Below are 25036 nucleotides of genomic sequence, written 5' to 3'. Positions count from 1 at the left end.
TATCAAAAAAACAGACTCACGATTGAGTCTGTTTCGTTTGCAACAATTGATCGATCACCCGCAATGCTTTTTCTGTTCTACCTGCTGTTTGGAAGCTTTCTTCAATTTTTTCAATCCCAGCACGGTACGTGTCACTTCCCAGAACAGATTCCACGGTTTCTCTTAGCTGCTTTGCTGTCAGCTGATCTTTATCAAGTGCACGGGCAGCAGATAGCTCTGTCAGTCTTTGTGCGACCATCGGCTGATCTTTGTCGACCGGAATGACGACCATCGGAACGTGATAATGAATGCCTTCATTGACACTGTTCATTCCGCCATGGGTCACAAACACATCTGTCAGCTCAAGCACTTCAAGCTGCGGTACATAAGGTTCTATCAGAAAATGAGACGGCGCCTCTTTCAAGAGAGACCGATCCACTTTTTCACCTGTTGCGAGCACCACTTTTCCGTCAAAGTCGGCAAAGGCATCAATACACATATTAAAAAATGCTTCTGTATCCCCAAGTACGGTGCCCATCGAAATAAAGACGACTTTTTCTTGCTCAAGTGCTTCCAGCGGGAAATCATGCTGATCTGCCCTTTTTAGAAAGCTCGGTCCAATGAAAACAAACGAGTCGTTCACTGCATCGACAGACGGCTGGAAATATTCACTTGTATACACGATATTGAGCTCTCCGCGGTTTTTCATGAATTGCATCAAACGCGTTGGCTGAACGCCAAAACGCTCTTGTATGTTTTCTAACAGATGACCGGCTTTCTCATCCTTTCTGTATAGCGGTGTATCAAAATGCGCCTCTTGCAGCACAAAAGATGGGTTTGAGCCGATCCCTGGAATTTGTAAGTAATCTCGAACAAGCTCCCCTGCCCCAAACATATCAAAATAGACAAAATCAAATGAATGCTGCTGAGAAAGTGTTTCCACCACCTCTAAAATATCAAATGATGTTTGCAGCATGGCATGAAAGAACGGCTGCATGGAATCGAGATTTCCTTCATCCACATGTAATGTACGAATATAGTCTGGATGTTTATGTACGTGAGCTCCTAAGCGTTTGATTCGCTGCTCATAATGTACAGTTGTGACCGCATGTACTTCATCTCCTCGATCCGCCCATGCTTTGATGATCCCTAACATAGGGTTCACATGCCCTTCAGCTGGAAATGTAATCAATAAAATCTTCGCCACAAGAAATCCCTCCTCATTGTCAATTCTCTTCCATGTTAATCATATACAGCCAGCAGGCTCAACAAATACGCCTGTAAAGGGAAGAAATGAGTCTTATGGCCAGTATTTTAAGAGATGACAAGAAGAAAAAAGACAAAGCCCCATGTTATGTGCTTTGTCTTTTTTCTATTATTTTTTGAGCAGCATTTGTTTAAACGCAGCAGACTGTTTTTCAATTGAGATCGGATCTGCATAGATAAATTCGTTGATTGAATAATAAAGAACATGTCCCTGCTTCACCGCTCGATTCTTTTTCCATACACCGCTGTTTGTGATATCAAGATTCGGTGCTTTTCCATCCTTTGTGGGGACAAGTAAATAGTCACCTGTATACTGGTTCATCTCTTCTAATGAAATACCAAGATAGCCTTCTTTCGGAAGAGCTTTTTCTGCCTTTTCAGGCAAGCTGAACCCATAGCCTTGATAGATGACTTCCCCGCCGCGGCCAAAGTCTGTACCAAATAAGTAAACTTGCTTTGGCTGCACGTCCATAATGGAGAACGTCTTGTCATCACCAATTTTTGCTTTGACCTCTTTGCCGTCTTTCTTCAGCTGCTCGTCCATTTCTTGTATTTGTTTTTTCGCTAACGCTTCTTTTCCAAGAATCTTTCCGATTTCAATATGCATCTCTTTGAAGCTGTGTTCACTTGTCGTAAACGTGATCGTTTTGGCAATCTTTTTATACTTTTCAATCTGTTCGTTTTGGGAATATGCAATGATCAAATCAGGCTTTAGCTTGGCAATCGCCTCCACATTTTCGATCGGTACACGCTTCACACCTGATTCATCTAAAAACGACGATTCTGGGTAAACATCTGTCATGCCAACAGGTGTCACACCTAACTTTTTAAAATTTCCAAGCTGCGCTGTTAACACAACAACACGCTTCGGCTTGGCGGGAATGGTGATCTTTTCACCCGTTTCAGTTGTATATGTACGTGTACTTGCTGCTTGCTCTTTATTCTCTTTCTGCCCGCATGCCACTAATAATAATGCCAGCAGACTGACCAGCCAAATCATTTTTTTCACTAGTGAAACCACCTTTAATTGAGAATGATTATTAATTATAGCATAAATGGCTAGTCATAAATGAAAAATTTTAAAAGTGAAGGATATATATGTGTAAACGAAAAAACCCTCTCAAAGGAGAGGGTTTCAGCGTGTAGACAAACCCTCGCATTCGGTGTCAGTCCTGTGCGCCGATGCTCACGAATGTTAAATTCGCTCCGCTTCGGTGCTCGTCCTTCCTAGACTTCAAAGGTTTTCTATCATGCTGAAAAGAAGACAAAGGGCTAAAATAAAGATCATTTTAGCCCTTTGTCAACAATCTGAAAACCCTCTCAAAGGAGAGGGTTTCATTGGACCTTTATCGGTCGTGAACAAGATCAAGTACGCGCTCGGAGGGATTCGAACCCCCGGCAGACGTGGTACCGGAAACCACCGCTCTATCCAACTGAGCTACGAGCGCACGATATGTTTTTGAACGTCAGCATATCAAATTATAAGGGAAATGCTGCAAGAAAGCAATGATTAATCATCAGTCCTGAACATGTATTTTCTTCTTTTGGATACATAGACTAATATGATGGTTTGAAGTGGAATGAGTTTGGGGAAAATGGATAGGGGTATTTGAATTTAGGTCAGCGTTTTGTTTGACCTTTATTGACCAAAAATGTATCATTGAATTACATACTTACCTAAAAGGTGAAGGAGGAACATTATGAATTTAATACCTACAGTCATTGAGCAAACAAATCGTGGGGAAAGAGCTTACGACATTTATTCTCGTCTTTTAAAAGACCGTATTATCATGCTTGGTTCTGCGATCGATGACAATGTTGCCAACTCCATCGTGTCACAGCTGCTTTTCTTAGAAGCTGAAGATCCAGAAAAAGATATTTCTATCTACATTAACAGCCCTGGCGGTTCGATCACAGCTGGTATGGCCATTTACGATACGATGCAATTTATTAAACCAAAGGTATCAACCATTTGTATTGGTATGGCTGCATCTATGGGTGCGTTCCTGCTTGCTGCTGGTGAAAAAGGTAAGCGTTATGCCCTTCCAAACAGTGAAGTCATGATTCACCAACCACTAGGTGGTGCCCAAGGTCAAGCAACAGAAATTGAAATTGCGGCAAAACGAATCCTTTCTTTACGCGATAAACTGAACCAAGTACTTGCTGAACGTACTGGTCAGCCAATTGAAGTGATTGAGCGCGATACAGATCGTGACAACTTCAAAACAGCGGAAGAAGCACTTGAATACGGACTTATTGACAAAGTCTTGACCCGTAATTCAGAAGAACAAAAATAATATGACAAAACAAACCGTCTGCTCCTTGAACAGACGGTTTTTTGTGATTCAAAAACGCTTTAAGACAACTCTGTCCATTTCTGCTGAAGAGATGGTGTTTGATAAGAAGCCATCTGCGTGATTAATTCCTCCGGTTCGCTGGAAGCATGTAACAATTGAAGGTGTGATTCATTCGAAAAACCTTCCTGTACACTAAACTTCACCATGTCAATGAGCGGATTGAAATACTCATTCACTTGATACAAGCCGATTGGCTTTTGGTGGATGCCGATTTGTGCCCAGCATAGCACCTCAAATAATTCTTCATATGTACCAAAGCCGCCAGGCATCGCAATAAATCCATCAGCCAGCTCGCTCATTTTCGCTTTTCGTTCATGCATTCCTGTTACCTCGATTAATTCTGTCAGCTCTTGATGCACAACTTCTCCTCTAAAAAGCCCTTTAGGCATGACCCCAATCACTTGCCCGCCTTGTCTTAAAACCTCATCTGCAATGGCACCCATTAATCCAATTCGTGAACCGCCGTATACAAGACGGATGTCTTGCTCTGCCATATAAGTCCCCAGCTCTACAGCCTTTTGTTTGTAGACGTCCTTCACGCCTGGATTCGAACCAGCAAACACACAAATCGTTTTCATCAGAACAGCTCCATCTCTCTCTATGATTTCTTCTCCCCACTCATTCTACTATAATTAATTGTAAAAAAACAGCCGATCTATCTATATATAGTGTAAAATCAAAAGGCAAACACCATATAAGGAGCTGTATAAAGAAAATGCAAACAACGGAGATGGAGAAGTGGATCAAGGATTTTTATGAAATGAGAAATTGGACAAAATACGGGCCGTTTATCCGGTTAGGCTTCCTCATGGAAGAAACGGGAGAACTCGCTCGTGCTGTTAGAGCAATAGAGATCGGACGTGACCGGCCTGATGAGCAAAGACAAAAATCATCCGAGTTGAAGAAAGAACTCGTTGAAGAAATGGGTGATGTGTTAGCGAATCTACTTATTTTAGCCAATCTCTATGATGTCACAGTAGAAGAGGTCTTCTCCTCTCATCAACAGAAACTCACAAAGCGTTTTTCAGAAGAAATAGAGCAAGTGAAAAGCACGTGACCACATTGTCACGTGCTTTTTTTCCACCTTATAACTGCTGTGGCGAGATATCATCTGTTCGTTCAAAGAAATGCTGCTTTCCAATATGATGAAAAAGACCCGTTCGACGCAAAAGCTCTTTAGGCTGTGATTGAAGTCCGACAATCATCAGCTTTCCATTATGATGCTTTAAACGATTGGAGATATTCATCAGAACCGCTTCTGCTGATGTGTCCATATAATTGACTTTATTCATGAGCAGAATGAGCGTTTTCGGCTTTGTCTGAACATGGTCCAAAATCGAATTTTCCAATGAATCTGTTGTTCCGAAAAACAGCGGCCCTTCAATGGAGTACATACTGATACCTCGCTGGTCTGTCTGTTTTTCTAAAGCAGCTGCCGTTTCCATTTGGGGAACCGCAACATTAGTATGAATGCTGGTCGTCTGGCTCATTTTTTTGATAAAAGCGATAAATGCTAAAATGAGACCTGCGGTGACGCCAATAATCAAATCACCGATGACCGTCAGCAGGAAGGTCACAACAAGTACAAGTGAATCCGCATTTTTCACTTTTACAATATTGATAAACTCTTTTTTCTCACTCATATTCCAAGCAACAAACATTAAAATCGGTGCCATCGCAGCAAGTGGAATCATCGACGCATATGGCGCAAATAGCATTAAGATGAGCAGCACGACGACGCCATGTACCACACCAGAAATCGGGCTTGCTCCGCCATTTTTGATGTTTGTTGCCGTACGGGCAATCGCCCCAGTCGCCGGAATTCCTCCGAACAGCGGTGCCGCCATATTGGCGATCCCTTGTCCGACAAGCTCCTTATTGCTGTCATGCTTTGAGCCTTTCATATTATCAGCAACCATAGCTGACAAGATTGACTCCACTCCGCCTAAAAGTGCAATGACAATCGCTGGAGGCAGGAGGTATATCATTTTTTCAATCGTTAATTCAGGAAAAGCGAAGCTTGGCAGCTGACGAGGAATTTCCCCATATGCCGAGCCGATCGTTTCAACTTGTCCTTGGAAAAAGAGAACAGCTAGAAACGTTGAAGCCAATAGACCTAATAGAGCACCAGGTATTTTGGGAATGTATTTTTGAGCCGCCACAATCACGATGAGCCCAATAACAGCTGTGATGATGGCAAGACTGTTTGCGGTACCGAGATGGACCACAATTTCTCTCATATTGAGGAAAAAGCTTTCATGCTTTTCAACACCCTTTAATCCGAGGAAGTTGGCAATCTGCCCTGAAAAAATAATGACAGCAATGCCAGCAGTAAAGCCGATGATAACCGGACGAGGAATAAATTTCATGAGCTTCCCTAGTTTGAATATTCCGAATAATACAAGCATACAGCCTGCCATAAAACCGGCTATGAGTAGGTTTTCGATACCATACTGGCTGACGATACCAAATAAAATCGGAACAAACGCCCCAGTCGGCCCGCCGATCTGATACTTTGAACCACCAAACAATGAAATCAAAATGCCGGCAACGATGACTGTGTATAATCCATATTCTGGTCCGACACCAGATGCAATGGCAAAAGCCATGCCTAAAGGAATTGCCACAACGCCCACGACAAGCCCAGCGATTAAATCGCGTCTAAACTTTGATGAATCATATCCTTCAAATCTTCCATAAAAACGCATGGTATGTGTTGGCCTCCTTCAAGTATGTGTAGATGATTTAGGTATACTGCGCGTCAATCTGTTTATCTTTCACAACAACATCCAGCTTTCCCGTTGCTGGATGAATGACTAGTCCATGAACAGCCACATCACTTGGCATCAATGGATGCTCTTTGACCAATTTCACACTTTGGGACACGCTCTCTTCAACCGAATCAAAGCCTGTCAGCCACCCCTTTAAATCAACTCCTGAGTTTTTCACAATGCTCAAACATTTCTCTTCAATGCCGCGTGCTTTCGCCTTTTCAAGTAAAGGATCTGCCGCAAGACCTGCCATTCCGCATTCATGATGTCCTACAATGCATACCTCTTCTGCCTTTAGCTCATAGATGGCTAGTAGAATACTCCTCATCACACTGCCGAACGGATGAGTTACAATGGCGCCCGCATTTTTAATGATCTTGGCATCACCGTTGCGCAGCCCCATGGATTGCGGCAATAATTCCAAAAGACGTGTATCCATACAAGTTAATATGACCAGTTTCTTTTCGGGAAATTTCCCCGCTTTGTAAGGCTCATAATGTCTCTCTTGTACGAACTCTGAATTGTGCTGAAGAATCTGTTCTAATTTTGATCCCATCTTGCCATCTCCCATCTTTTTTTAAGTCACGTAAGTCCCTGCCTGTCCCCCTTTTCTTTCGTGTGTTCTCAAGCATAGAGAAGAAAAATGATAGAAAAAAAAGAAAAAAATGAGAAAACGATGAGAAAAAAAGTCATCATTTTCTCTATTTTCCGCTTCATCGTAAGAGAGACGCGGTCTTCCTTTCAATCTATCGTTCTCTGATCGCCAAAAGACGATGAAATGGTTTAGTAGAAAACGACCTTCCCGTTTAATACGTTTCAAATATAATCATTTTTCTATCAAAAAATCTCGATCTATTTTCCAGTTTGTCAGATAATCTCTCAAAAAATCAGGCTTTTTCATATGTCACATCACCCATTAGCTGACTCTTATCTTTGTAAAAAATGAATCAGATGGCATATGAATATACTTTTTCACTAAGAAAATGTCTCTCTTTTCCGTTATTTTAGTATATTAAATATTGAGCAGATAACCTTCAAACGTGTTCAGCCGAAATGGTTGCTTTATAATAAAAGGAGCAAGATAATCATGTGAAAGGAGCGAGTAGACTGTGACACCACACATTTTTGTCGCCAAACCATTACCTGCCTCTTTTGAGGAAATACTAAAGGAACATTGTACATACGAGGTGTGGCAATCCAAAGACCCCATTCCAAAAGGTATTTTGTTTCAAAAACTGCAGCATGCTGATGGTCTTTTAACGTCTGGAACGAAAATCGATCAAGAGCTATTAGATCACGCACCAAAACTCAAAGTAGTGAGCAATAACTCTGTTGGCTATGACAACTTCGATATAGAAGCGATGAGGCAAAGAGGCGTAATCGGAACGCACACGCCTTATACACTCGATCATACTGTTGCTGACCTTGCATTTTCACTCATTCTTTCCTCTGCGCGAAGAATTGCCGAGCTTGATCGTTTTATCCGCGAGGGGAAATGGACGAAATTTGTACAGGAAGAAGATATCTTTGGCATCGATGTCCATCATCAAACGCTTGGCATTATTGGCATGGGACGAATCGGAGAGCAAGTAGCCAAACGAGCCGCACATGGTTTTGATATGAATGTCCTGTATCATAACCGCAGCCGGAATGAAAAGGCTGAATCAGCATATGGCGCTTTATATTGCACACTTGATGACCTGCTAAAGCAAGCCGATATCATTGTGTTGATTACACCGCTGACCAATGAAACGTATCATATGATTGGAGAACGGGAATTGAAGTTAATGAAGCAAACGGCTTTATTTGTAAACATCTCACGCGGGAAAACAGTGGATGAAAAAAGCCTCATTCAAGCGCTTCAGGAGGGATGGATCAAAGGCGCAGGTCTTGATGTGTTTGAGCAGGAACCGCTTCAGGAGAATCATCCTTTCAAAGAAATGAACAATGTCACACTTGCTCCTCACATCGGTTCTGCTACTGAAACAACACGGGATCTTATGCTGAAACGAGCCATTCATAATGTGATTCATGGAATTGATGGCAAAGCCCCTATTGATATTGTGAAGGAGCTTGCTTCATCTTAATCGGAAAAGACGCAGGATTCGGAGCTGCGTCTTTTTATTTATTTATTTCATCAGAAGGTTATCAGGAAAAAAGCCTCATTTTAGCAAAGAACCTGTTTCTTTACATTTCCTTCATGTTCGGGTGCTATAATATGAGGTAGACAAGCATCAAGAGGACAGCATCCGATTTCCTTAATAGGAGGATGAAGATGAAAAAAATCAGTTCGGTTTTTACTATGTTTGCTCTGATCGCTGCTATTCTGTTTTCTGGTTTTATTCCGCAGCAAGCCTATGCCGAAACACCTCTTACACAGACCGCCACAAATGAAACAGCTACTATTCAACTTACATCAGATGTTCATACCCTTGCCGTCATTAATACGTTTGATGGTGTAGCAGATTATTTAATTCGCTACAAACGATTGCCTGATAACTACATCACAAAATCACAAGCAAGTGCTCTTGGATGGGTGGCATCAAAGGGAAATCTAGCAGAGGTTGCCCCAGGTAAAAGCATCGGTGGAGATGTTTTCTCTAACCGGGAGGGACGTCTTCCTTCAGCAAGCGGCCGAACATGGCGTGAGGCAGATATCAACTACGTCTCTGGCTTCCGAAATGCTGACCGCCTCGTGTATTCAAGTGACTGGCTCATTTACAAAACAACAGACCATTATGCAACTTTCACACGTATTCGATAATCAATCAAAAAACAGCCCCATTTGACCTAGGGCTGTTTTTTTGATGCTGCTTACGGCAAAAGAGTTTTCACGTATTCCTCAAAAGGCAGAGGCAGCGGTTTTTTCGACACTTCTTCATGTTCATGTGTGGTGACATGATCCTCGGTGACGACTACACGTCCTGTTGGTGTGAGCTTTGACGCAAGCGGTCTTTTGTTAAAAGGAGAGGCTTCATTTTCATAAATCTCATGTCTCATTTGGACCAAAGTAGGCTCGCTCACCTCTTCCAATGTGAAAGCATAGCCTGTTTCAGCGCCTTCCCCCTTATCTAATTGGAGCAGATGCGTTCCTTTTTCGGTGTCCTCTTCTTTGACTCGAAACCGAATAGACGCTCCTTCCACCCATTCTTCTGTAAAAGGTACAGGCTGAAGAGGTAAATTCACACCAAATCCCGCATCAATAAGGAAGCGTTCGTTGTGATGGTTCAACGTCATGGCTATGGCTACGTGCGTGCCATCAATTGCCCATGTGCACGCTTCTTTGTTATACACGGTCCCTTGAACGAGCTGTACAGCAAGCCCTGCCTCTTTTAACACATAATATAAGAGAGGATTGAGATCATAGCAAAGACCTCCTCTTTCTCCTTCAAGAAGATGCTGCTTCAACCCCTCTTGATTCAAGGCATAGGATTGTTTGTTCAGCACAGATCTATTTTCAAATGGAAAGGTGTAGGCCATCTTTTTTAATAATGCAGGCAGGTCACCAAAGGTGATGGACTGGCCTTCGTATCCGATCTTCTGTAAAAATGCTGATTGCATCATATTCATTCCCTTCTAAAAAAACTGAGTCTGTGAAGAGACTCAGTTTTCTTGATTGATAAAATCCGTTAACGCATCAATGGCTTCTTGTTCATCCGCACCATCTGCTATCAGTGTGACAGTGACCCCAGAGCTGATCGCAAGGCTCATGAGACCCATAATGCTCTTCGCATTGACTTTTTTTCCGTCCTTCTCTAGAAAAATTTCAGCCCCAAAGCGATTAGCTTCTTGTACGAACAAAGCAGCGGGACGTGCCTGCAAGCCTGTTTTTAACTGGATGGTGACCGTTTTTTCCACCATATGATCTGCCTCCCTTTTTCATTCTCCTATTTGAGTGTAACAGCTTGTCCGTTTCGTAATTGTTCTGCAATTTGATCTAGCTTTCTTAAGCGGTGGTTAATGCCTGATTTGCTGATCTTGCCGCTTTCCACCATTTCTCCCAGTTCCTTTAGCGTGACCTCTTGATAGTCGACTCGCAGTTTTGCAATTTCACGCAGCTTATCCGGCAGGGCATCAAGTCCAATTTTTTCATCAATGAATTGAATGTTCTCGACCTGGCGCAGTGATGCACCAATCGTTTTATTCAAGTTTGCTGTTTCACAATTGACGAGCCGGTTCACGGAATTTCGCATATCACGGACGATCCGAACGTCTTCGAAGCGAAGAAGTGAATTATGCGCACCTACAACGCTTAAGAATTCGGTAATTTTTTCGGCTTCTTTCATATACGTGATGTATCCTTTTTTACGCTCAAGTGTTTTACTGTTGAGTTGAAATTGATTCATCAGCTCACAAAGGGCATCATTGTGTTCTTTATATAGTGAAAAAATCTCAAGGTGATAGGAAGACGTTTCTGGATTATTCACAGAACCGCCTGCTAAAAAAGCACCTCTCATATAGGAGCGCTTGCAGCATCTTTTCTTTACAAGCTCTTCTGAAATATTGCGCTCAAATACAAATTGCTCACCTAATATTTTCAAATCCTCTAAAATGGTTTTCGCTCGTTCTACCAGTCTGACAATATACACATTATTCTTTTTTAATCTCATTTTCTTACGAACGAGCAGCTCGACTGTGACATCATATTTCTTTTTCAGCAGCGTATAAATCCGTCTTGCGATGGCTGCGTTCTCTGTCTGTATATCTAGAATTAATTTTCGATTAGAGAAAGATAATGAACCGTTCATACGGATGAGGGCAGAAAGCTCTGCTTTTGTGCAGCAGTCCTTCACGTCCAGATTAGTCAGCTCTTTTTTTGTTTCGGATGCAAATGACATCCTTGCCACCCCCATTCCTATTTTTTCTTATGCAGCAGGTCGACAAGCAGCGAGGCTACTTTCAGCGTGTCGTGACGAATCACATGCTGGTCATATGTAATGATTTCCCCAGGGATGACTTCCAGTCCCATTGCCTTGAGTACATCTGTGTCGAACTGTACAGGCTGTGCCTGTTCTTCTGCATATTTTGCTTTGATCTCTTCTGGAATTTCTTTATTGTTCACAAAAATGGTATCGATAAATGGACGAACCATATGATCATTTAATGCCTGCACATGATCAGCTGCACTGTAGGAAAGCGTTTCCCCTGGCTGCGTCATGACATTGCAAATATACACTTTTTTCGCCTTCGAGCGAATCACTTCTTCGCCAATATGCGGTACAAGCAAGTTTGGCAGGATACTCGTATACAAGCTGCCTGGCCCAATGACGATCAAATCAGCTTCACGAATGACTTGAATCGATTCTGGGAGCGGTTCAATCGTATCGGGTGTGAGGAACACTCGTTTAATTCGCTCACCGTAGGTTGGGATTTTTGATTCTCCTGTCACCACTTGCCCGTTTTCTAATTCAGCATGAAGAACAACACTTGAATTCGCTGCTGGCAAGACTTTTCCTCTCACATTTAAGACCTTGCTCATTTCTGTGACGGCATGAAAAAAATCACCGGTTATATTTGTCATGGCCGCAAGAATGAGGTTGCCAAGAGAGTGGCCTGTTAAGTCATTCCCTTTGTTAAAACGGTGCTGAAATAAGTCTTCTACAAGCGGTTCAACATCAGAGAGAGCTGCAAGGACATTTCGAATATCGCCTGGAGGCGGAATATTCAAATCATGCCGCAGTCTGCCTGAGCTGCCTCCGTCATCAGCAACCGTTACAATAGCGGTAATGTCCACTGGCTTTGTTTTTAGCCCTCTGAGCAAAACAGATAAGCCAGTGCCCCCACCAAGAATGACCACCTTTGGAAGTGTCGTCATCTATTTTCTGCTTCTCTTTTCAATGTCCCGGTGAGTGACATGAGTGTAGTAGTCATTTTTAAAATACTCCGATAAGTAGTTAGCTAGCGTCACTGATCGGTGCTGTCCGCCTGTACAGCCAATAGCGATCACAAGCTGGCTTTTTCCTTCTCGTTTATAGGACGGAAGCATAAAGCTGAGAAGGTCAATTAATTTCTCTGTGAATTTTTGTGTCTCGCTCCATTTCATTACATAGGAGCGCACTTCTTCATCGTTTCCAGTCTGTGGACGCATGCTCTCAATATAGTAAGGATTCGGCAGAAATCTCACATCAAATACAAGATCAGCATCAATCGGCAGACCGTATTTAAAACCGAAGGACATCACATTCACTGTAAACACCTGCCCTTGGTTCGTGGCAAAGTGCGCGACAATTTTTTCTCGAAGCTGTTTTGGTTTTAAATCCGATGTATCAAAAATCATTTGAGCCCGGCCTTTTAACTCTTCTAACAGGTCGCGTTCCATTGCGATTCCTTCGAGGGGCAAACCTGTTGTCGCAAGGGGATGCGAACGTCTCGTTTCTTTGTATCTTGAGACAAGCACCTTATCGTTTGAATCTAGAAATAATATTCTTGGTGTGATCCAGCCAAGATCACTCATTTCATCTAAAGCTGCAATTAAGCTGTCAAAGAATTCTCGTCCGCGTAAATCCATCACAAGGGCGACCTTGCTCATCTTAGAATTCGATTCCTTCATGAGCTCTAGGAACTTCGGTAAAAGTGATGGCGGCAAGTTATCTACACAGAAGTAACCTAAGTCTTCAAAGCTTTGAATGGCAACGGTTTTCCCCGCACCTGACATTCCTGTAATAATCACAAGCTGAATATCTTCTTGTTTGTTCGTATTCATGCCTGCTTCCTCTCCTTCTTTATGAAAACGGTTCATGTATTAGTCTCCTTGAGGATCTAACCGATAAGCAATCAATTCAAAATCAGGTGTATACGTAAAAGTACCGTGCAGAAGTCCTTTTCCCTTTAGCATGAAATCAAGAATATGAGAATCTCCTGGTGCCATCGGTAAATGAGGCACATCCTTTACTTCATGCCACTTTAAAATGCCTTCCTCTGACTCTGTCACGTTTTTTCCAGTAAATGAATCTGCCATAAAGGTGAACATCATCCACTCTTGAACGATTTGATCGCCTTCTTTTATGATAAAGGTAAAAACACCTTTTAACTGTGGATTTAAAATATAAATTCCTGTTTCTTCTCTATACTCTCGAACGACTGAATCCTTGACCGATTCTCCGCTTTCCATTTTGCCGCCCGGCGCTACCCACCAGCCCCGTCTTGGCTTTTGCAGCAAGAGAACTTGATCTTCGTGATGCAGCACACAATTGGTTACTCGTTGCATCAGCTGTCACCTACTCTTTTATGTCTTTAACTTATTATACAGGTTCATCCTGACTCTCACAATGAACATGCCCCTTCTTCACCGAAAACAGACCGGATTTCGTCTGAAAGAGGTGGCGGGCAATTTCTCTACTCTTTATTTTACAGCATCTAATGGTTCTCCATGCGTCATTTGTGAACATCTCATGAATTTCTGATTTTAAGCAAAAAAAAGGACACGGATTCTCATCCGTGCCAAACATGTATTCCTTATAAAAGGGGGTCAATTACTAGTTTTATCATAACGGATAATTATTTCACCCGTGTTACATTCCAGTTAAAAGCCCATGACGCTATATTAAGGATTTACGACAGCCATTTATTTCGCTGCTTTCAGCTTTTCAGCAAGCTCTTCTACATAATGCTGTGCGCTTTGTGCGGCAATACTTCCATCACCTGTTGCTGTCACAATTTGACGGAGTGTTTTTTCACGAATGTCACCAGCGGCGAAAATGCCTTCCACTCTTGTTTCCATTCTTTCGTTTGTCTCGATATATCCTTCTTCATTTGTAATGCCGAGATTTTCAAATGGTTTAGATAGTGGGAGCATCCCGATATAGATAAAGACGCCGTCTGTTTTAAAGTCTTCTTCTTCACCAGTCACCGTATCAATCAAGGTCACACTGCCGACTTTACCGTTTTCTTCATTAATTTGTTTAACGGTTTTGTTCCACATGAAGTCGATTTTTTCATTATCAAAAGCACGCGCTTGTAAAATGCTTTGTGCACGAAGTTTATCGCGTCTATGAACGATCGTTACTTTTGACGCAAAGCGTGTGAGGTATACACCCTCTTCTACCGCAGAGTCTCCGCCGCCAATGACCACGAGCTCTTTGTTTTTAAAGAAAGCACCGTCACATACTGCACAGTAAGAGACGCCCCGGCCGCCAAGTTCTTTTTCACCTGGTGCACCGATTTTTTTGTATTCAGCACCTGCCGCAATAATGACAGAGCGTCCTTTGTATTCTTTTGAACCGGCTTTGACGATTTTGTACTCTTCACCGTCTACGATTTCTTTGATATCGCCATATGCATACTCAGCACCGAATTTCTTCGCATGCTCAAACATTTTATTTGAAAGTTCTGGTCCTAAAATGCTTTCAAAGCCAGGATAGTTCTCGACATCTTCCGTATTTGCCATTTGACCGCCTGGAATCCCTCTTTCAATCATCAATGTTGAAAGATTTCCCCGTGATGTATAAACAGCGGCTGTCATTCCGGCAGGTCCCGCTCCAATGATGATCGTATCGTAGATTTTTTCTTCTGACACAACTGTCACTCCCTCTTCAATTGCTGCTAGCATTTCTTATTAGAATGCCCTTGGGTGATGCTTCCATTCATGACAGAGAGCATCAATTCCACTCTTACTTTTATTCCTTACCCATATCCTATTAAATCTGCGGATAATAAGCGAATCATTTGCTCATATCTTCAAAAAAAGAAAAAGCTTCCTTAAACTGCTGTTTAAGGAAGCCTGTTTACGGTTATATAGTAAGTAACGATTTATTCAACGACTCTTCTCACAACGCCATTGAATGCTTTTTTCCAGTAAACATTGCTCATAGAGTCAACTGAAACACCGCGAGAGCTGTTATCGTTCAAGAATGTACCGTTTCCTAAGTAAATACCAACGTGTCCATTTACTTTATACGTATCAAAGAACACAAGGTCTCCGCGTTTCATGTCAGATGCACTTACAGCTCTTCCTTTACCTACAAGCGTATCTGTTGTTGTACCGCCAACTGGTCCAAGGTTGATGCCTGCTGATGCGAATGCCCAGCGAACGAATGAAGAACAGTCAAAACGACGTGCATCAATATCGGCTTGTGATCTGCCGCCGCCCCATTTATACGGAGATTGTCCAACGATGGTAGAACCTGTGCTGATTGCACCTTCGATTCCGCCTACGTTACTGCTGACAGGTGATCCACCGCCAGAAGATGGCTTCTTGCTTGGTGAACTGCTGTTGTTATTATTATTTGAAGATCCACTGTTACTGTTATTTGAAGACGGGCTGCTGTCGTTAGTTGAGCTGTTGTCTTCCGCTTGAACACTCGCTTGACGCTGCTGTTGTCTTTGTGCTTTTTCTTCTTTTGCTTTTTGAGCTGCTTCTCTCGCTTCTTTTTCAGCTTGTTTTTGAGCAGCGATTGTTGCGTCTTTTTCAGATGCAATGCTGTTAGCCTCACTGTTTAACTCGCTGATTTCAGAAGATGCACTTCCCTTTTGCTTTTTCACTTGCTTGAATAGCTTGTCTTTTTCATCAAGCTGTTTATTCAAGTCTGTTTGAAGCGTTTCAAGCTTTGCAAGTGTCTTTTGAACATCTTCAAGCTTTGTGTTTAATTCGTTTTCAGACTTTTGAAGCTCAGCTTTGTCTTTTTCTTGCTCTTTAATGATTTCGCTGTCTGCGTTGATGAGTGTAGATACTGCACCTGCACGGCTGATGAAATCGCTAAAGCTTTTCGCTCCTAGTAATACATCTATGTATTTCGTAGAACCGCCGCTTTCTTGAAGCGCACGTACACGCTTTTTCAAGAATTTGTTTCTATCTTCAATACGTTTTTCAGTATCAGCAATTTCTTGTTTCAGTGCTTTGATTTCTTTTTTTGTTTGTTCATTTTCTTTTTGTTTTTCTTCGATTTGATCACTTGTTTTTAAAGCTTTCTCGTCAATTTCTTTTAGCTTTAGTGCAAGTGCCTCTTGTTTTGCTTCAAGCTTTGAAAGCTCATCTTTTTTCTTTTGAAGGTTTTTGTTGACCTCAGATTGCTTGCTGTCCAGCTCTTGTTTCTTTTGTTCAAAGTTCTGTGCGTTTGCTTCATGAGTAAATGGGATAAATAAACCGCTCGCTCCGATGACCGAAGCTAAACCGAAAGTAATAAACTTTTTCACGAATAGTTCCTCCTTTGACAATTTCCAAGCGACATGAGAAAGCAGCAAATTCTCTGCGGCCAATCTGTGCTATCTATGTCTTTCTTCCTGATTGATCAGTCAGATGTTGACCAGATTGTTTCTATCACTAGGTGTTTCATTATGTATAGTAAAATATCTAAATATATGTCTTTGTTTTAATCCACGATTTTCATTATACATGAGACATCGACAAAATGAGCTAATATTTTTATTACATTTATGTTTCAAAAACATGTCGTGATTGTCATACTTCGCCAAATCCTTGCAAATCCCACCTTTTTATCCAAGAAAAAAGCATGACCTTTTCGGCCATGCTGCAATCTGCTGAATCTATTTACCTATTTAATCGATTAACGCACAAATGACTTGTTCATATTTAGACAGTGTTTGAACGCTGATTTGAAAAGAGGCTGCAATCTCTTTTTTGCTCACAGCTGATTCTTCTTGCTCCTGCATCCATAAATAATAAGATGCTGCTGCCCATGCAGGCGCATTTTTCTTATCTACGCCAGAAGCACGTGCCTGCTGAATAATATGGAATAACCAAAAATAAGGCATATGGCTGTCAGGCTGAACAGCTTCTTCCAAGCTGGATGCCGCCTGTTTTGCGAAAACCGCATCTTCTGAAAACGACCGCACTTCCATTTCATCTTCGTATAATAGCAGTTCGATGAATTGCTGTTCGAAGGCTGTTTTCGCTGCGTGTGCATCAAGGACAGATTGAAGAACGTCACGTTCCCCTTTTTGTTTGCTCACATAGTACGCAGTCAGCCGCTCCTCAATGGAGACCATTGGCTCAGTCTCCTCGGGTTTATCCTGCCACGGCTTGATTTCATCTGCATCGATATCTTCTTCGACCATCTTATTCCAAACCGTCTGTGCAAGCGTTTTGTGGCCTGTATAATAAGCTGCGCTTGCGAGCCAGTATAAAAATGTACTATCTCCCTGAAAGCCTGTTTTGTACAAAGAATAAAGCCATTTAAAGGCCCATTCAAATTCTCCAACTAGGGCAAATGTTGCGCCAAGCTTATAACGCTGTTCACTTAATATTGGATACACGTGCGTTAATTGCTTCGCTAACGTATTGACCTTTTCTTCTTCTTTTTCATAATGATAGAAGACAAGCTGGTTGCAAAGGGCATGCAGATTACCCGGATTTTCATGAAGAACCCGGTTCAACATCTCTTTCGCCTGATGGATTTGACCAGAATAAAAATAGGCCAAAGCGAGATTATTATACGCTGACCAAAATTCTGGATACTCAACAATCATCTGTTCCAGCATTTCAATGGCTTCATCAAGCCTGCCGCTTTCTAGCAAGTGATTCGCTTGATCCTGCTTGACAATCAGGTCATCCTGATCGTAAGGAAAATCTTCGTCCTCTTCGTCGCTCATATCGAGCAGGTCGAGGAGATCGTCATTTTCATCTGCAAATTCCCCGTTCTCTTCCAATGAAGCATAGGCAGTAGCTGACTTATAAGCCTCTTGAAAGAGTCCTAGGTTCGCATAATTATTGGCTTTAAAATAGTGACACTCAGACATGTTTTCATCGATATGTTCAAGTATGAAATCAAGCAGTTCATTTGATTGTTGGTAATGACCCATTTCAGTATAAATAATGGCAAGCTGTGATAGCATTTCTACATTTTCAGGCTCAAGTACGATAGCCCGCTGTATCAGCTTACTCGCTTTAGATAGATTTCTTTCTCTATAAGCTTTTAGACCTTTATGAAAAAAGTAATGCCCATCTTGGAATAGCTGGACGACTTGTGTGTGATTATTTTGAGAAGTGTATTTACTCACCGATACCCTCCATTTCGAACAGTGTACCGTGTGTAGTATAACATACTTCACGAGTCGTCACATAGAACAAAAGAAAAGGAAGGATTTGTTTTTCACTCAAAAACAAAAAGCCAGAGGTGCCCCCGGCTTTTCACTCACCTTGATGACGCTTTTTTAATACTTTTAATACCTCATCAAGCGGCAATTGCTGTTCACGTAATAACACAAGCAGATGATACAGGAGATCGGCTGTTTCCCATTTCAATTCTTCTTGATCCCGGTTTTTCGCTGCAATGATGACCTCTGACGCTTCTTCCCCTACCTTTTTTAGGATTTTATCGACCCCTTTTTCAAATAGATAGGTTGTATAAGCGCCTTCTGGCATTTCTGTCTGACGTTTTGCAATCACCTGTTCAAGTTCATTTAAAATCGCAAAACGATCCTGCTCTTCCGTTTGAAGCTTCACGCCTTCTTCCGAAAAGCAGCTATAGCTGCCAGTATGGCAGGCTGGTCCACTTGGTGTGACAAGAACAAGCAGAGCATCTTTGTCACAGTCATATCGAATGGATGTGACTCGCTGAGTATGTCCAGATGTGGCGCCTTTGTGCCAAAGCTCGTTTCTCGACCGGCTGTAAAACCATGTTTCCCCTGTCTCCAGTGTTTTTTCATAGGATTCTTGATTCATATACGCCAATGTCAATACTTCCTTACTTTGAGCATCCTGTACAATTGCAGGTATCAGGCCTGCCTCATTAAAGGATAATTCGTTTGCCTGTTTCATCTGACCTTCACCCCGTGTTCTCTCAAGTATGTTTTTACCTCTTGAATTGAAGTCTCTTTATAATGGAAAATGGAGGCTGCTAATGCTGCATCAGCTTCTCCTTTTGTAAATGCCTCCAGCATATGCTGGGCATTGCCAGCGCCTCCCGAGGCAATGACAGGCACGGTGACGGCTTCTGACACAAGCTTTGTTAATCGATGATCAAAGCCTGTTTTCTCACCGTCGGCATCCATACTTGTCAGTAAAATCTCTCCTGCTCCCCTCAGCACGGCTTCTTTTGCCCAATCGCTGACCTCTATATCCGTTTGACGGCGCCCTCCGTGTGTGTAGACCATGTACTCTTTTTTCTCTTCATCGTACTTTGCATCTATTGCGACGACGATGCACTGGGAACCAAAGAAATCGGCGCCTTCTGAAATCAGTTCTGGTCTTAAAACTGCCGCTGTGTTCACAGATACTTTGTCTGCACCCGCTCTTAATAAGCGCTTCATGTCATCAAGGTGGTTAATTCCGCCGCCTACCGTAAAAGGGATGGCAAGAGTGGACGCCACTTGCTTGACCACATCCACCATCGTTTTCCGGCCTTCATGAGAGGCAGAAATATCAAGAAAGACAAGTTCATCCGCACCTTCCTCATCATACATCTGCGCTAATTCTACCGGATCACCAGCATCCTTTAAGCCGAGGAATTGCACCCCTTTGACCACACGCCCTTCCTTCACATCGAGACATGGGATGATTCGTTTTGTCATCATACGCGGTCAAGCCCTTCAATTGCTTCAGCTAAAGTAAACCGCTTCGTGTAAAGGGCTTTTCCGATGATCGCACCAGAAACACCTGACTGTTTTTGTACTGACAGCTTTTGAAGATCAGCTAGCGCGCTTACACCACCTGAAGCAATGACTTGTTTGCCAGTAGCTTCTGCTAAACGAACTGTACTTTCCACATTGGGTCCAGACAGCATGCCATCCATTTGAATATCCGTGAAAATAAAGACCTCCGCACCTTCCTTTGCCAATTCTTTGCCGAGTTCCTCCGCCTTCACTTTCGACGTTTCAAGCCACCCCTCAGTCGATACAAAGCCATTTCGCGCATCGATCCCAATCGCTATTTTCTCCCCATATTGCGCAAGCATTTTTTTCACAAAGGCGGGATTAGAAACAGCGGAGCTGCCAAGGATGACTCTAGCTACACCATTGTTTATATAAAAGGCAACGTCTTCTTCTGTCCGAATGCCGCCGCCAATTTGTACATTCACATCTAAGGATGAAGCAATCGCCAGTACATGCTCATGATTGACGCGATTCCCTGCTTTCGCACCATCTAGGTCAACGAGATGAATCCACTTTGCTCCTTCATTTGCAAACCGCGCAGCCATATCAAGCGGCGAATCTCCATAAATGGTTTCTTGATCATAATCTCCTTGCACAAGCCGTACACATTTGCCATTTCTCATATCAATCGCTGGATACAATGTAAATTCACTCATTTGTTCACCCTCTGTTCGTTTGCTAATTGAATAAATTGTTTGAGCAGCGCCATTCCCGTTGTACTGCTTTTTTCAGGGTGAAACTGTGCGCCAAGCACATTCCCCTTGCCGACAACTGCTGGTACTTGAACGCCATAATCCGCACTTGCTAATTGCTCTTTTGGATTCATATCACTTACATAATAAGAGTGAACAAAGTACGCAAATCCTTCCGGTACACCATCAAACAATGGGGAGGGCTGATGAAATGTGAGCTCATTCCACCCCATATGAGGCACCTTCAGCCTTTGCCCATCCTGGTCGCGATCCTTTAAAAGAACGACACGCCCTTTTAACAGCCCCAAACCTTTCGTACGTCCTGCCTCTTCACTTTCTTCAAATAACAGCTGCATCCCGAGACAAATACCAAATAGCAGCTTTCCTTCCTGCACAACTTGGTGGATAAACTCTTCAAGTCCTGTCTGTTTTAACAGCTGCATCGCATCACGAAACGAACCGACCCCAGGCAAAATATAAGCATCTACCTTTTTGAGCTCCTCCACATCAGAGGAGACGATATAACTGGCACCTGCTCGTTCCAGTGCTTTTGATACGCTGAACAAATTTCCCATTCCGTAATCAATGACTCCGATCATTAGAGCATCCCCTTTGTCGAAGGAATCCCTTTCACACGTGGATCAATGGTTGTTGCCTCATCTAGGGCACGTGCCATCGCTTTAAAAATGGCTTCAATCATATGGTGCGTATTGGTTCCGTAGTGAACAATCACATGAAGATTTATACGAGCTTCTAGCGCAAACTTCCAAAGAAACTCATGCACAAGCTCTGTATCAAAGGTACCGACCTTTTGACTTGGAAAGGCCGCTCTCATTTCCAAATGAGGGCGATTGCTTAAGTCGACCACGACCTGGGCAAGCGTTTCATCCATCGGAACAAAGCTGGAGCCATACCGCTTAATTCCCTTTTTATCACCTAACGCTTCCTTAAACATTTGCCCAAGCACGATGCCGATATCTTCTGTTGTGTGGTGATCATCAACATCCGTATCTCCTTTCGCATCGACGGTCAAATTAAAGTGTCCATGCTTCGTAAATAAATCAAGCATGTGTGTCATAAAAGGGACATCTGTTTGAATATCTGCTTTTCCTTCCCCATCAATCTCTAACGCTAACGAAATATTCGTTTCATTTGTTTGTCTCGCTGTTTCCGCCTGTCTCATGACGATTCCTCCCGCTTTCTCGATTCAATCGACCTTGCATGCGCTTCGAGCCCTTCTAATCTGGCAAAAGCCGCAATGCTATCCCTGTGTGTCTCAAACGCTTCTTGACTATATGAAATAATGCTCGTTTTCTTTTGAAAATCGGTCACACCAAGCGGGCTGGAGAATCTAGACGTTCCGTTGGTTGGCAGCACGTGATTTGGTCCTGCAAAATAATCTCCCACCGGCTCAGGGCTATAACGCCCTAAAAAAATCGCCCCTGCATGCTTGATTTGACCAAGAAGTGATTCTGGATATGCTGTCAGCACTTCTAAATGCTCTGGCGCTAACTGGTTGACGACGTCTACTGCACGATCCATGGAATCTGTCACGTATATACGGCCATGATTTTGTATGGATTGTGCGGCGATTGATTTTCTTGGCAAGGTATCCAGCTGCGTTTTCATCTCAGCCTGCACGTTTTCAGCAAGTGTCTTAGACGGTGTCACCAAAATACTAGATGCCAGTGCATCATGCTCTGCCTGCGAAAGTAAATCGGCCGCCACCTCACGTGCCATTGCTGTATCGTCTGCTAGAACAGCAATTTCACTTGGACCGGCAATCATATCAATGTCTACCTGGCCAAATACTTCCCGCTTTGCCAGCGCTACATATATGTTGCCTGGACCTGTGATTTTATCAACAGACTGGATGCTTTCTGTTCCATAGGCAAGTGCCGCAATCGCCTGCGCACCGCCCATTTTATACATCTCAGAAATACCGAGCTCCTTTGCAGCAGCCAGTACAGCGTCTGAGAGATGGCCATCTTTCCCTGGAGGTGTGACAAGGACAATTCGTTCAACACCAGCGACAAGCGCCGGAATCACATTCATTAAAACAGATGAGGGATAAGCAGCTGTTCCGCCGGGGACATACACACCGACTGCATCGAGCGGTGTCACCTTTTGTCCAAGCATCGAGCCATCCTGCTGGTGATAAAACCAAGAGGATGTCAGCTGACGCTCATGGTATGTGCGAATATGACGGATAGCCGTTTGGATCACCTGAATCATGGCTGGGTCCATGCGTTCGGAGGCTTTTGTCATTTCCTCCTCTGTGACAAGCGGATCTTCAAGCAGCACTCCATCAAATTGCTTTGTAAAAGATTGTACCGCTTGATCACCATTTAGCCTCACTTCTTGTATAATCCGCTGAACAGCCAGGCGCTGCTCTTCCGTGCCTGTATCTAAAGTCCGCTTGAGTGAGAGTGTCTCTGTCTCACCTTCTTGTATGTAGGTGATGTTCATGATGTTTCCTCCCCTTCAATGATTCTTGCAAGGCGCTGCGCCATTTCATCGATCACCGCATCCTTCATCCGATAGCTCACAGGATTGACAATAAACCGTGACGTAATATCACAAATATGCTCCGTTTCAACAAGTCCATTTTCCTTGAGTGTTTGACCTGTAGAGACAATGTCAACAATACGATCGGCGAGTCCGATGAGCGGTGCTAATTCAATGGAACCATTCAGCTTAATGATCTCCACCTGCTCCCCTTGTTCTCTAAAATAGGAAGATGCGACATTTGGGTACTTTGTTGCCACACGCGGCGCGACACCGCCCCAGCTGGCTCCCGGTAATCCGGCAACCGCTAAATGGCATTTGCTGATGTTTAAATCGAGCACTTCGTACACATCACGAGCTTCTTCGAGCATGACATCCTTCCCTGCAATGCCAACATCCGCTACACCGTGCTCGACATAAGTTGTCACATCCATTGGCTTCGCTAAAATAAAGCGGAGGTTTTCTTCCGGTACATCAATGATTAACTTTCTTGAATCCTCGAATTCCTCTGGCAGCTGATATCCCGCCTGTCTCAACAACCCAGCTGCTTCTTCAAATATCCGGCCCTTTGGCATCGCCATCGTCAACACTTTACCCATTTGACTCTCCCTTTCTAGCGCCGATAAAATAAGTCACCTGCTCAAATGCCTTGGTCATCGCGTCAATATTTTCAATCCCTGCTAAGTCTTGCAGGACGATCTTTTTCCCTTTTGACCGCTCCTTTTCTGCAAAAGCAAAAGCCTCCAGCCGTTGTTCTTTACTAAAAATCACTGCCTCCTGCGGCTCATTGATTTCTTTTGCATCAAGCGCTTCAAGCAGACGGTCTAATCGAAGTCCGAATCCTGTAGCTGGTGTAGGTGCATCAAAATGAGCCAGCAATTGGTCATATCTGCCGCCACTTCCGATGACTGACCCAACATGATCTGCAAATACTTCAAACAAAATGCCCGTGTAGTAGCTCATATGACTCACCATGCTTAAATCTAAACGGATATATTCTGTACAGCCGTAATCTTCAAGTGTCTCCCAAAGCGATTTTAACTGTGTGAGCACCTCTTTTCCCTCTTGTGAAACGACGATTTCCTTTGCCCGCTCTGTGACTTCCTGGCCGCCTCTTAACTCTAAAAGCTGTAACAGCCTCGTTTTATCGATGGAGGAGAGTGGCAATTGCTTCACATGCTGGCGGTATCCTACATAATTCTTTTCATATAAGAATCGGCGGAGGACGTTTGCACGCTCTGTATTTCCCAATACATCTACAAATAACGTCTCTGCTAAAGCGACATGCCCGATCGCGATTTTGAAGGACTTTAGCCCGGCATTTTTTAATGCAAATACGACAAGCGCGATCACTTCAGCATCTGCACTAATCGACCCATCACCAATCAACTCAATTCCGACCTGCTCAAATTCTGATGGCCTTCCGCCTTCTCTTTCCTGCGCCCGGAACACATTGGCCGCATACCCAACGCGAAGCGGATACGCCTGTTCATGAAGCTTTGAAGCCGCCACTCTCGCAATAGGTCCCGTCATATCAGGTCTGAGTACAAGGGTTTGCCCGTTCTGATCTAAAAGCTTAAAGAGCTGTGTATCTGTAATCGCCGATTGAACACCGACTGTATCGTAAAATTCAAGCGTTGGTGTCTCCATCAAACGGTAACCCCAGCCATTCATGACCTCTGTTAATGAATGGCTCACTTTTTTCTTCGTCTCATACAATCCTGGTAATGAATCCCGCATACCATATGGTTTCTCAAACATAAACATGCTCTTCTGCACCTCCAACACATTAAAACAAAAAATTCCGAATCCTTTAGTTCGCTAATATGATAATATGCTAACAAAATAAAGTAATTAAATCAATCATTTTTATTTTCTCTCTATTTTCATGAAAAATTTGTGGAATTATTACATT

General features: G+C 43.1%; 26 protein-coding genes and 1 tRNA gene. 4 read left to right on the top strand and 23 right to left on the bottom strand.

The genetic code is table 11. The features are described from left to right. Nucleotides 1-16: 16 nt before the first annotated feature. The 3 genes from C6Y01_RS10295 to C6Y01_RS10285 all read right to left on the bottom strand — a co-directional run bounded on the left by C6Y01_RS10295 (nucleotide 17) and on the right by C6Y01_RS10285 (nucleotide 2693). Nucleotides 17-1186 carry a macrolide family glycosyltransferase gene (locus C6Y01_RS10295; protein ID WP_095285758.1) on the bottom strand — a complete coding sequence of 390 codons (1170 nt, stop codon included), beginning with the start codon at nucleotides 1184-1186 and terminating at the stop codon, nucleotides 17-19. Between the two features lie 168 nt (nucleotides 1187-1354). Continuing rightward, the gene (locus C6Y01_RS10290; RefSeq protein WP_223249916.1) at nucleotides 1355-2245 is read right to left on the bottom strand and encodes an ABC transporter substrate-binding protein; all 891 of its coding nucleotides are present in this window, start codon (nucleotides 2243-2245) and stop codon (nucleotides 1355-1357) included. A gap of 372 nt (nucleotides 2246-2617) precedes the next feature. Then, nucleotides 2618-2693, bottom strand: a tRNA-Arg gene (locus tag C6Y01_RS10285). 252 nt (nucleotides 2694-2945) lie between these two features. Here C6Y01_RS10285 and clpP point away from each other — a divergent pair. Beyond that, a complete protein-coding gene (gene clpP / locus C6Y01_RS10280) occupies nucleotides 2946-3542 on the top strand; it encodes an ATP-dependent Clp endopeptidase proteolytic subunit ClpP (protein WP_034660066.1) in 597 nt (198 codons plus the stop codon). 59 nt (nucleotides 3543-3601) lie between these two features. Here clpP and C6Y01_RS10275 read toward each other — a convergent pair whose 3' ends face one another. Then, nucleotides 3602-4180 (bottom strand): LOG family protein, encoded by a 579-nt coding sequence (locus C6Y01_RS10275; RefSeq protein ID WP_034660067.1) that lies wholly within the window; start codon nucleotides 4178-4180, stop codon nucleotides 3602-3604. Nucleotides 4181-4317: 137 nt separating this feature from the next. On the opposite strand from C6Y01_RS10275, the gene C6Y01_RS10270 reads away from it, so the two are divergent. Continuing rightward, nucleotides 4318-4659 carry a MazG nucleotide pyrophosphohydrolase domain-containing protein gene (locus C6Y01_RS10270; protein ID WP_034660068.1) on the top strand — a complete coding sequence of 114 codons (342 nt, stop codon included), beginning with the start codon at nucleotides 4318-4320 and terminating at the stop codon, nucleotides 4657-4659. Nucleotides 4660-4687: 28 nt separating this feature from the next. Here C6Y01_RS10270 and C6Y01_RS10265 read toward each other — a convergent pair whose 3' ends face one another. Next, nucleotides 4688-6310 carry a SulP family inorganic anion transporter gene (locus C6Y01_RS10265; protein WP_034660070.1) on the bottom strand — a complete coding sequence of 541 codons (1623 nt, stop codon included), beginning with the start codon at nucleotides 6308-6310 and terminating at the stop codon, nucleotides 4688-4690. A 37-nt stretch (nucleotides 6311-6347) separates the two neighbouring features. Beyond that, a complete protein-coding gene (locus C6Y01_RS10260; protein WP_034660712.1) occupies nucleotides 6348-6929 on the bottom strand; it encodes a beta-class carbonic anhydrase in 582 nt (193 codons plus the stop codon). 553 nt (nucleotides 6930-7482) lie between these two features. Between C6Y01_RS10260 and C6Y01_RS10255 the strand changes: the two genes are divergently transcribed. Beyond that, a complete protein-coding gene (locus C6Y01_RS10255) occupies nucleotides 7483-8460 on the top strand; it encodes a 2-hydroxyacid dehydrogenase (protein WP_106038169.1) in 978 nt (325 codons plus the stop codon). Nucleotides 8461-8648: 188 nt separating this feature from the next. Beyond that, complete coding sequence (locus C6Y01_RS10250) at nucleotides 8649-9137, top strand: ribonuclease (RefSeq protein ID WP_034660072.1); 489 nt, start codon at nucleotides 8649-8651, stop codon at nucleotides 9135-9137. A gap of 50 nt (nucleotides 9138-9187) precedes the next feature. On the opposite strand, the gene C6Y01_RS10245 is transcribed toward C6Y01_RS10250, so the two are convergent. The 17 genes from C6Y01_RS10245 to C6Y01_RS10165 all read right to left on the bottom strand — a co-directional run bounded on the left by C6Y01_RS10245 (nucleotide 9188) and on the right by C6Y01_RS10165 (nucleotide 24888). Continuing rightward, a complete protein-coding gene (locus C6Y01_RS10245) occupies nucleotides 9188-9937 on the bottom strand; it encodes an arylamine N-acetyltransferase family protein (RefSeq protein ID WP_106038168.1) in 750 nt (249 codons plus the stop codon). Nucleotides 9938-9976: 39 nt separating this feature from the next. Then, the gene (locus C6Y01_RS10240) at nucleotides 9977-10234 is read right to left on the bottom strand and encodes an HPr family phosphocarrier protein (protein WP_034660075.1); all 258 of its coding nucleotides are present in this window, start codon (nucleotides 10232-10234) and stop codon (nucleotides 9977-9979) included. Nucleotides 10235-10260: 26 nt separating this feature from the next. Further along, nucleotides 10261-11211 (bottom strand): DNA-binding protein WhiA, encoded by a 951-nt coding sequence (gene whiA, locus C6Y01_RS10235; protein ID WP_034660076.1) that lies wholly within the window; start codon nucleotides 11209-11211, stop codon nucleotides 10261-10263. A 17-nt stretch (nucleotides 11212-11228) separates the two neighbouring features. After that, complete coding sequence (locus C6Y01_RS10230; protein WP_034660077.1) at nucleotides 11229-12188, bottom strand: gluconeogenesis factor YvcK family protein; 960 nt, start codon at nucleotides 12186-12188, stop codon at nucleotides 11229-11231. After that, nucleotides 12189-13076 carry an RNase adapter RapZ gene (rapZ, locus tag C6Y01_RS10225; protein ID WP_034660713.1) on the bottom strand — a complete coding sequence of 296 codons (888 nt, stop codon included), beginning with the start codon at nucleotides 13074-13076 and terminating at the stop codon, nucleotides 12189-12191. A 39-nt stretch (nucleotides 13077-13115) separates the two neighbouring features. Further along, nucleotides 13116-13580 carry an 8-oxo-dGTP diphosphatase gene (locus C6Y01_RS10220; protein WP_003213484.1) on the bottom strand — a complete coding sequence of 155 codons (465 nt, stop codon included), beginning with the start codon at nucleotides 13578-13580 and terminating at the stop codon, nucleotides 13116-13118. A 357-nt stretch (nucleotides 13581-13937) separates the two neighbouring features. Continuing rightward, a complete protein-coding gene (trxB, locus tag C6Y01_RS10215) occupies nucleotides 13938-14888 on the bottom strand; it encodes a thioredoxin-disulfide reductase (RefSeq protein ID WP_034660715.1) in 951 nt (316 codons plus the stop codon). Between the two features lie 233 nt (nucleotides 14889-15121). Beyond that, entirely contained in the window at nucleotides 15122-16504 is a 1383-nt protein-coding gene (locus C6Y01_RS10210; RefSeq protein ID WP_034660078.1) for a C40 family peptidase, read from the bottom strand. Between the two features lie 363 nt (nucleotides 16505-16867). Continuing rightward, nucleotides 16868-18328 carry a tetratricopeptide repeat protein gene (locus tag C6Y01_RS10205; RefSeq protein ID WP_095285754.1) on the bottom strand — a complete coding sequence of 487 codons (1461 nt, stop codon included), beginning with the start codon at nucleotides 18326-18328 and terminating at the stop codon, nucleotides 16868-16870. 130 nt (nucleotides 18329-18458) lie between these two features. After that, nucleotides 18459-19088, bottom strand: a complete 630-nt coding sequence (gene hisIE / locus C6Y01_RS10200) for a bifunctional phosphoribosyl-AMP cyclohydrolase/phosphoribosyl-ATP diphosphatase HisIE (protein WP_034660080.1) — start codon at nucleotides 19086-19088, stop codon at nucleotides 18459-18461. Next, on the bottom strand, nucleotides 19085-19843 hold the full coding sequence (gene hisF / locus C6Y01_RS10195; RefSeq protein ID WP_106038167.1) for an imidazole glycerol phosphate synthase subunit HisF: 759 nt from the start codon (nucleotides 19841-19843) through the stop codon (nucleotides 19085-19087). The genes hisIE and hisF overlap by 4 nt, the downstream gene beginning before the upstream one ends. Further along, nucleotides 19840-20577: a 1-(5-phosphoribosyl)-5-[(5-phosphoribosylamino)methylideneamino]imidazole-4-carboxamide isomerase gene (gene hisA / locus C6Y01_RS10190; protein ID WP_106038166.1), complete on the bottom strand. Its 738-nt coding sequence runs from the start codon at nucleotides 20575-20577 to the stop codon at nucleotides 19840-19842. Before hisA ends, hisF begins: the two co-directional genes overlap by 4 nt. Further along, nucleotides 20574-21212: an imidazole glycerol phosphate synthase subunit HisH gene (hisH, locus tag C6Y01_RS10185; RefSeq protein WP_106038165.1), complete on the bottom strand. Its 639-nt coding sequence runs from the start codon at nucleotides 21210-21212 to the stop codon at nucleotides 20574-20576. The genes hisA and hisH overlap by 4 nt, the downstream gene beginning before the upstream one ends. Beyond that, nucleotides 21212-21796: an imidazoleglycerol-phosphate dehydratase HisB gene (gene hisB / locus C6Y01_RS10180; RefSeq protein WP_034660084.1), complete on the bottom strand. Its 585-nt coding sequence runs from the start codon at nucleotides 21794-21796 to the stop codon at nucleotides 21212-21214. Before hisB ends, hisH begins: the two co-directional genes overlap by 1 nt. Then, nucleotides 21793-23082: a histidinol dehydrogenase gene (gene hisD, locus C6Y01_RS10175; RefSeq protein WP_034660085.1), complete on the bottom strand. Its 1290-nt coding sequence runs from the start codon at nucleotides 23080-23082 to the stop codon at nucleotides 21793-21795. Before hisD ends, hisB begins: the two co-directional genes overlap by 4 nt. Next, complete coding sequence (gene hisG, locus C6Y01_RS10170) at nucleotides 23079-23720, bottom strand: ATP phosphoribosyltransferase (RefSeq protein WP_003213329.1); 642 nt, start codon at nucleotides 23718-23720, stop codon at nucleotides 23079-23081. Before hisG ends, hisD begins: the two co-directional genes overlap by 4 nt. Then, nucleotides 23713-24888: an ATP phosphoribosyltransferase regulatory subunit gene (locus tag C6Y01_RS10165; protein WP_106038164.1), complete on the bottom strand. Its 1176-nt coding sequence runs from the start codon at nucleotides 24886-24888 to the stop codon at nucleotides 23713-23715. The genes hisG and C6Y01_RS10165 overlap by 8 nt, the downstream gene beginning before the upstream one ends. Nucleotides 24889-25036: the final 148 nt, after the last annotated feature.

The sequence above is a fragment of the Bacillus sp. NMCC46 genome (assembly GCF_002998465.1).
In the GTDB taxonomy this organism is placed as follows: Bacteria; Bacillota; Bacilli; order Bacillales; family Bacillaceae; genus Bacillus.
This window is presented reverse-complemented; position numbering and strand designations above follow the sequence as displayed.

Excerpts from the sequence above, each read along its gene's own strand:
- C6Y01_RS10250 (WP_034660072.1), top strand. The coding sequence starts at position 8,649 with ATGAAAAAAATCAGTTCGGTTTTTACTATGTTTGCTCTGATCGCTGCT.
- clpP (WP_034660066.1), top strand. The coding sequence starts at position 2,946 with ATGAATTTAATACCTACAGTCATTGAGCAAACAAATCGTGGGGAAAGA.
- hisIE (WP_034660080.1), bottom strand. The coding sequence starts at position 19,088 with ATGAAACAGGCAAACGAATTATCCTTTAATGAGGCAGGCCTGATACCT.
- rapZ (WP_034660713.1), bottom strand. The coding sequence starts at position 13,076 with ATGAATACGAACAAACAAGAAGATATTCAGCTTGTGATTATTACAGGA.
- C6Y01_RS10230 (WP_034660077.1), bottom strand. The coding sequence starts at position 12,188 with ATGACGACACTTCCAAAGGTGGTCATTCTTGGTGGGGGCACTGGCTTA.
- hisF (WP_106038167.1), bottom strand. The coding sequence starts at position 19,843 with ATGATGACAAAACGAATCATCCCATGTCTCGATGTGAAGGAAGGGCGT.
- C6Y01_RS10260 (WP_034660712.1), bottom strand. The coding sequence starts at position 6,929 with ATGGGATCAAAATTAGAACAGATTCTTCAGCACAATTCAGAGTTCGTA.
- hisG (WP_003213329.1), bottom strand. The coding sequence starts at position 23,720 with ATGGGTAAAGTGTTGACGATGGCGATGCCAAAGGGCCGGATATTTGAA.
- hisA (WP_106038166.1), bottom strand. The coding sequence starts at position 20,577 with ATGAGTGAATTTACATTGTATCCAGCGATTGATATGAGAAATGGCAAA.
- C6Y01_RS10165 (WP_106038164.1), bottom strand. The coding sequence starts at position 24,888 with ATGTTTATGTTTGAGAAACCATATGGTATGCGGGATTCATTACCAGGA.
- hisB (WP_034660084.1), bottom strand. The coding sequence starts at position 21,796 with ATGAGACAGGCGGAAACAGCGAGACAAACAAATGAAACGAATATTTCG.
- C6Y01_RS10275 (WP_034660067.1), bottom strand. The coding sequence starts at position 4,180 with ATGAAAACGATTTGTGTGTTTGCTGGTTCGAATCCAGGCGTGAAGGAC.
- C6Y01_RS10265 (WP_034660070.1), bottom strand. The coding sequence starts at position 6,310 with ATGCGTTTTTATGGAAGATTTGAAGGATATGATTCATCAAAGTTTAGA.
- C6Y01_RS10270 (WP_034660068.1), top strand. The coding sequence starts at position 4,318 with ATGCAAACAACGGAGATGGAGAAGTGGATCAAGGATTTTTATGAAATG.
- whiA (WP_034660076.1), bottom strand. The coding sequence starts at position 11,211 with ATGTCATTTGCATCCGAAACAAAAAAAGAGCTGACTAATCTGGACGTG.
- C6Y01_RS10290 (WP_223249916.1), bottom strand. The coding sequence starts at position 2,245 with ATGATTTGGCTGGTCAGTCTGCTGGCATTATTATTAGTGGCATGCGGG.
- hisD (WP_034660085.1), bottom strand. The coding sequence starts at position 23,082 with ATGAACATCACCTACATACAAGAAGGTGAGACAGAGACACTCTCACTC.
- C6Y01_RS10240 (WP_034660075.1), bottom strand. The coding sequence starts at position 10,234 with ATGGTGGAAAAAACGGTCACCATCCAGTTAAAAACAGGCTTGCAGGCA.
- hisH (WP_106038165.1), bottom strand. The coding sequence starts at position 21,212 with ATGATCGGAGTCATTGATTACGGAATGGGAAATTTGTTCAGCGTATCA.
- C6Y01_RS10245 (WP_106038168.1), bottom strand. The coding sequence starts at position 9,937 with ATGATGCAATCAGCATTTTTACAGAAGATCGGATACGAAGGCCAGTCC.
- C6Y01_RS10220 (WP_003213484.1), bottom strand. The coding sequence starts at position 13,580 with ATGCAACGAGTAACCAATTGTGTGCTGCATCACGAAGATCAAGTTCTC.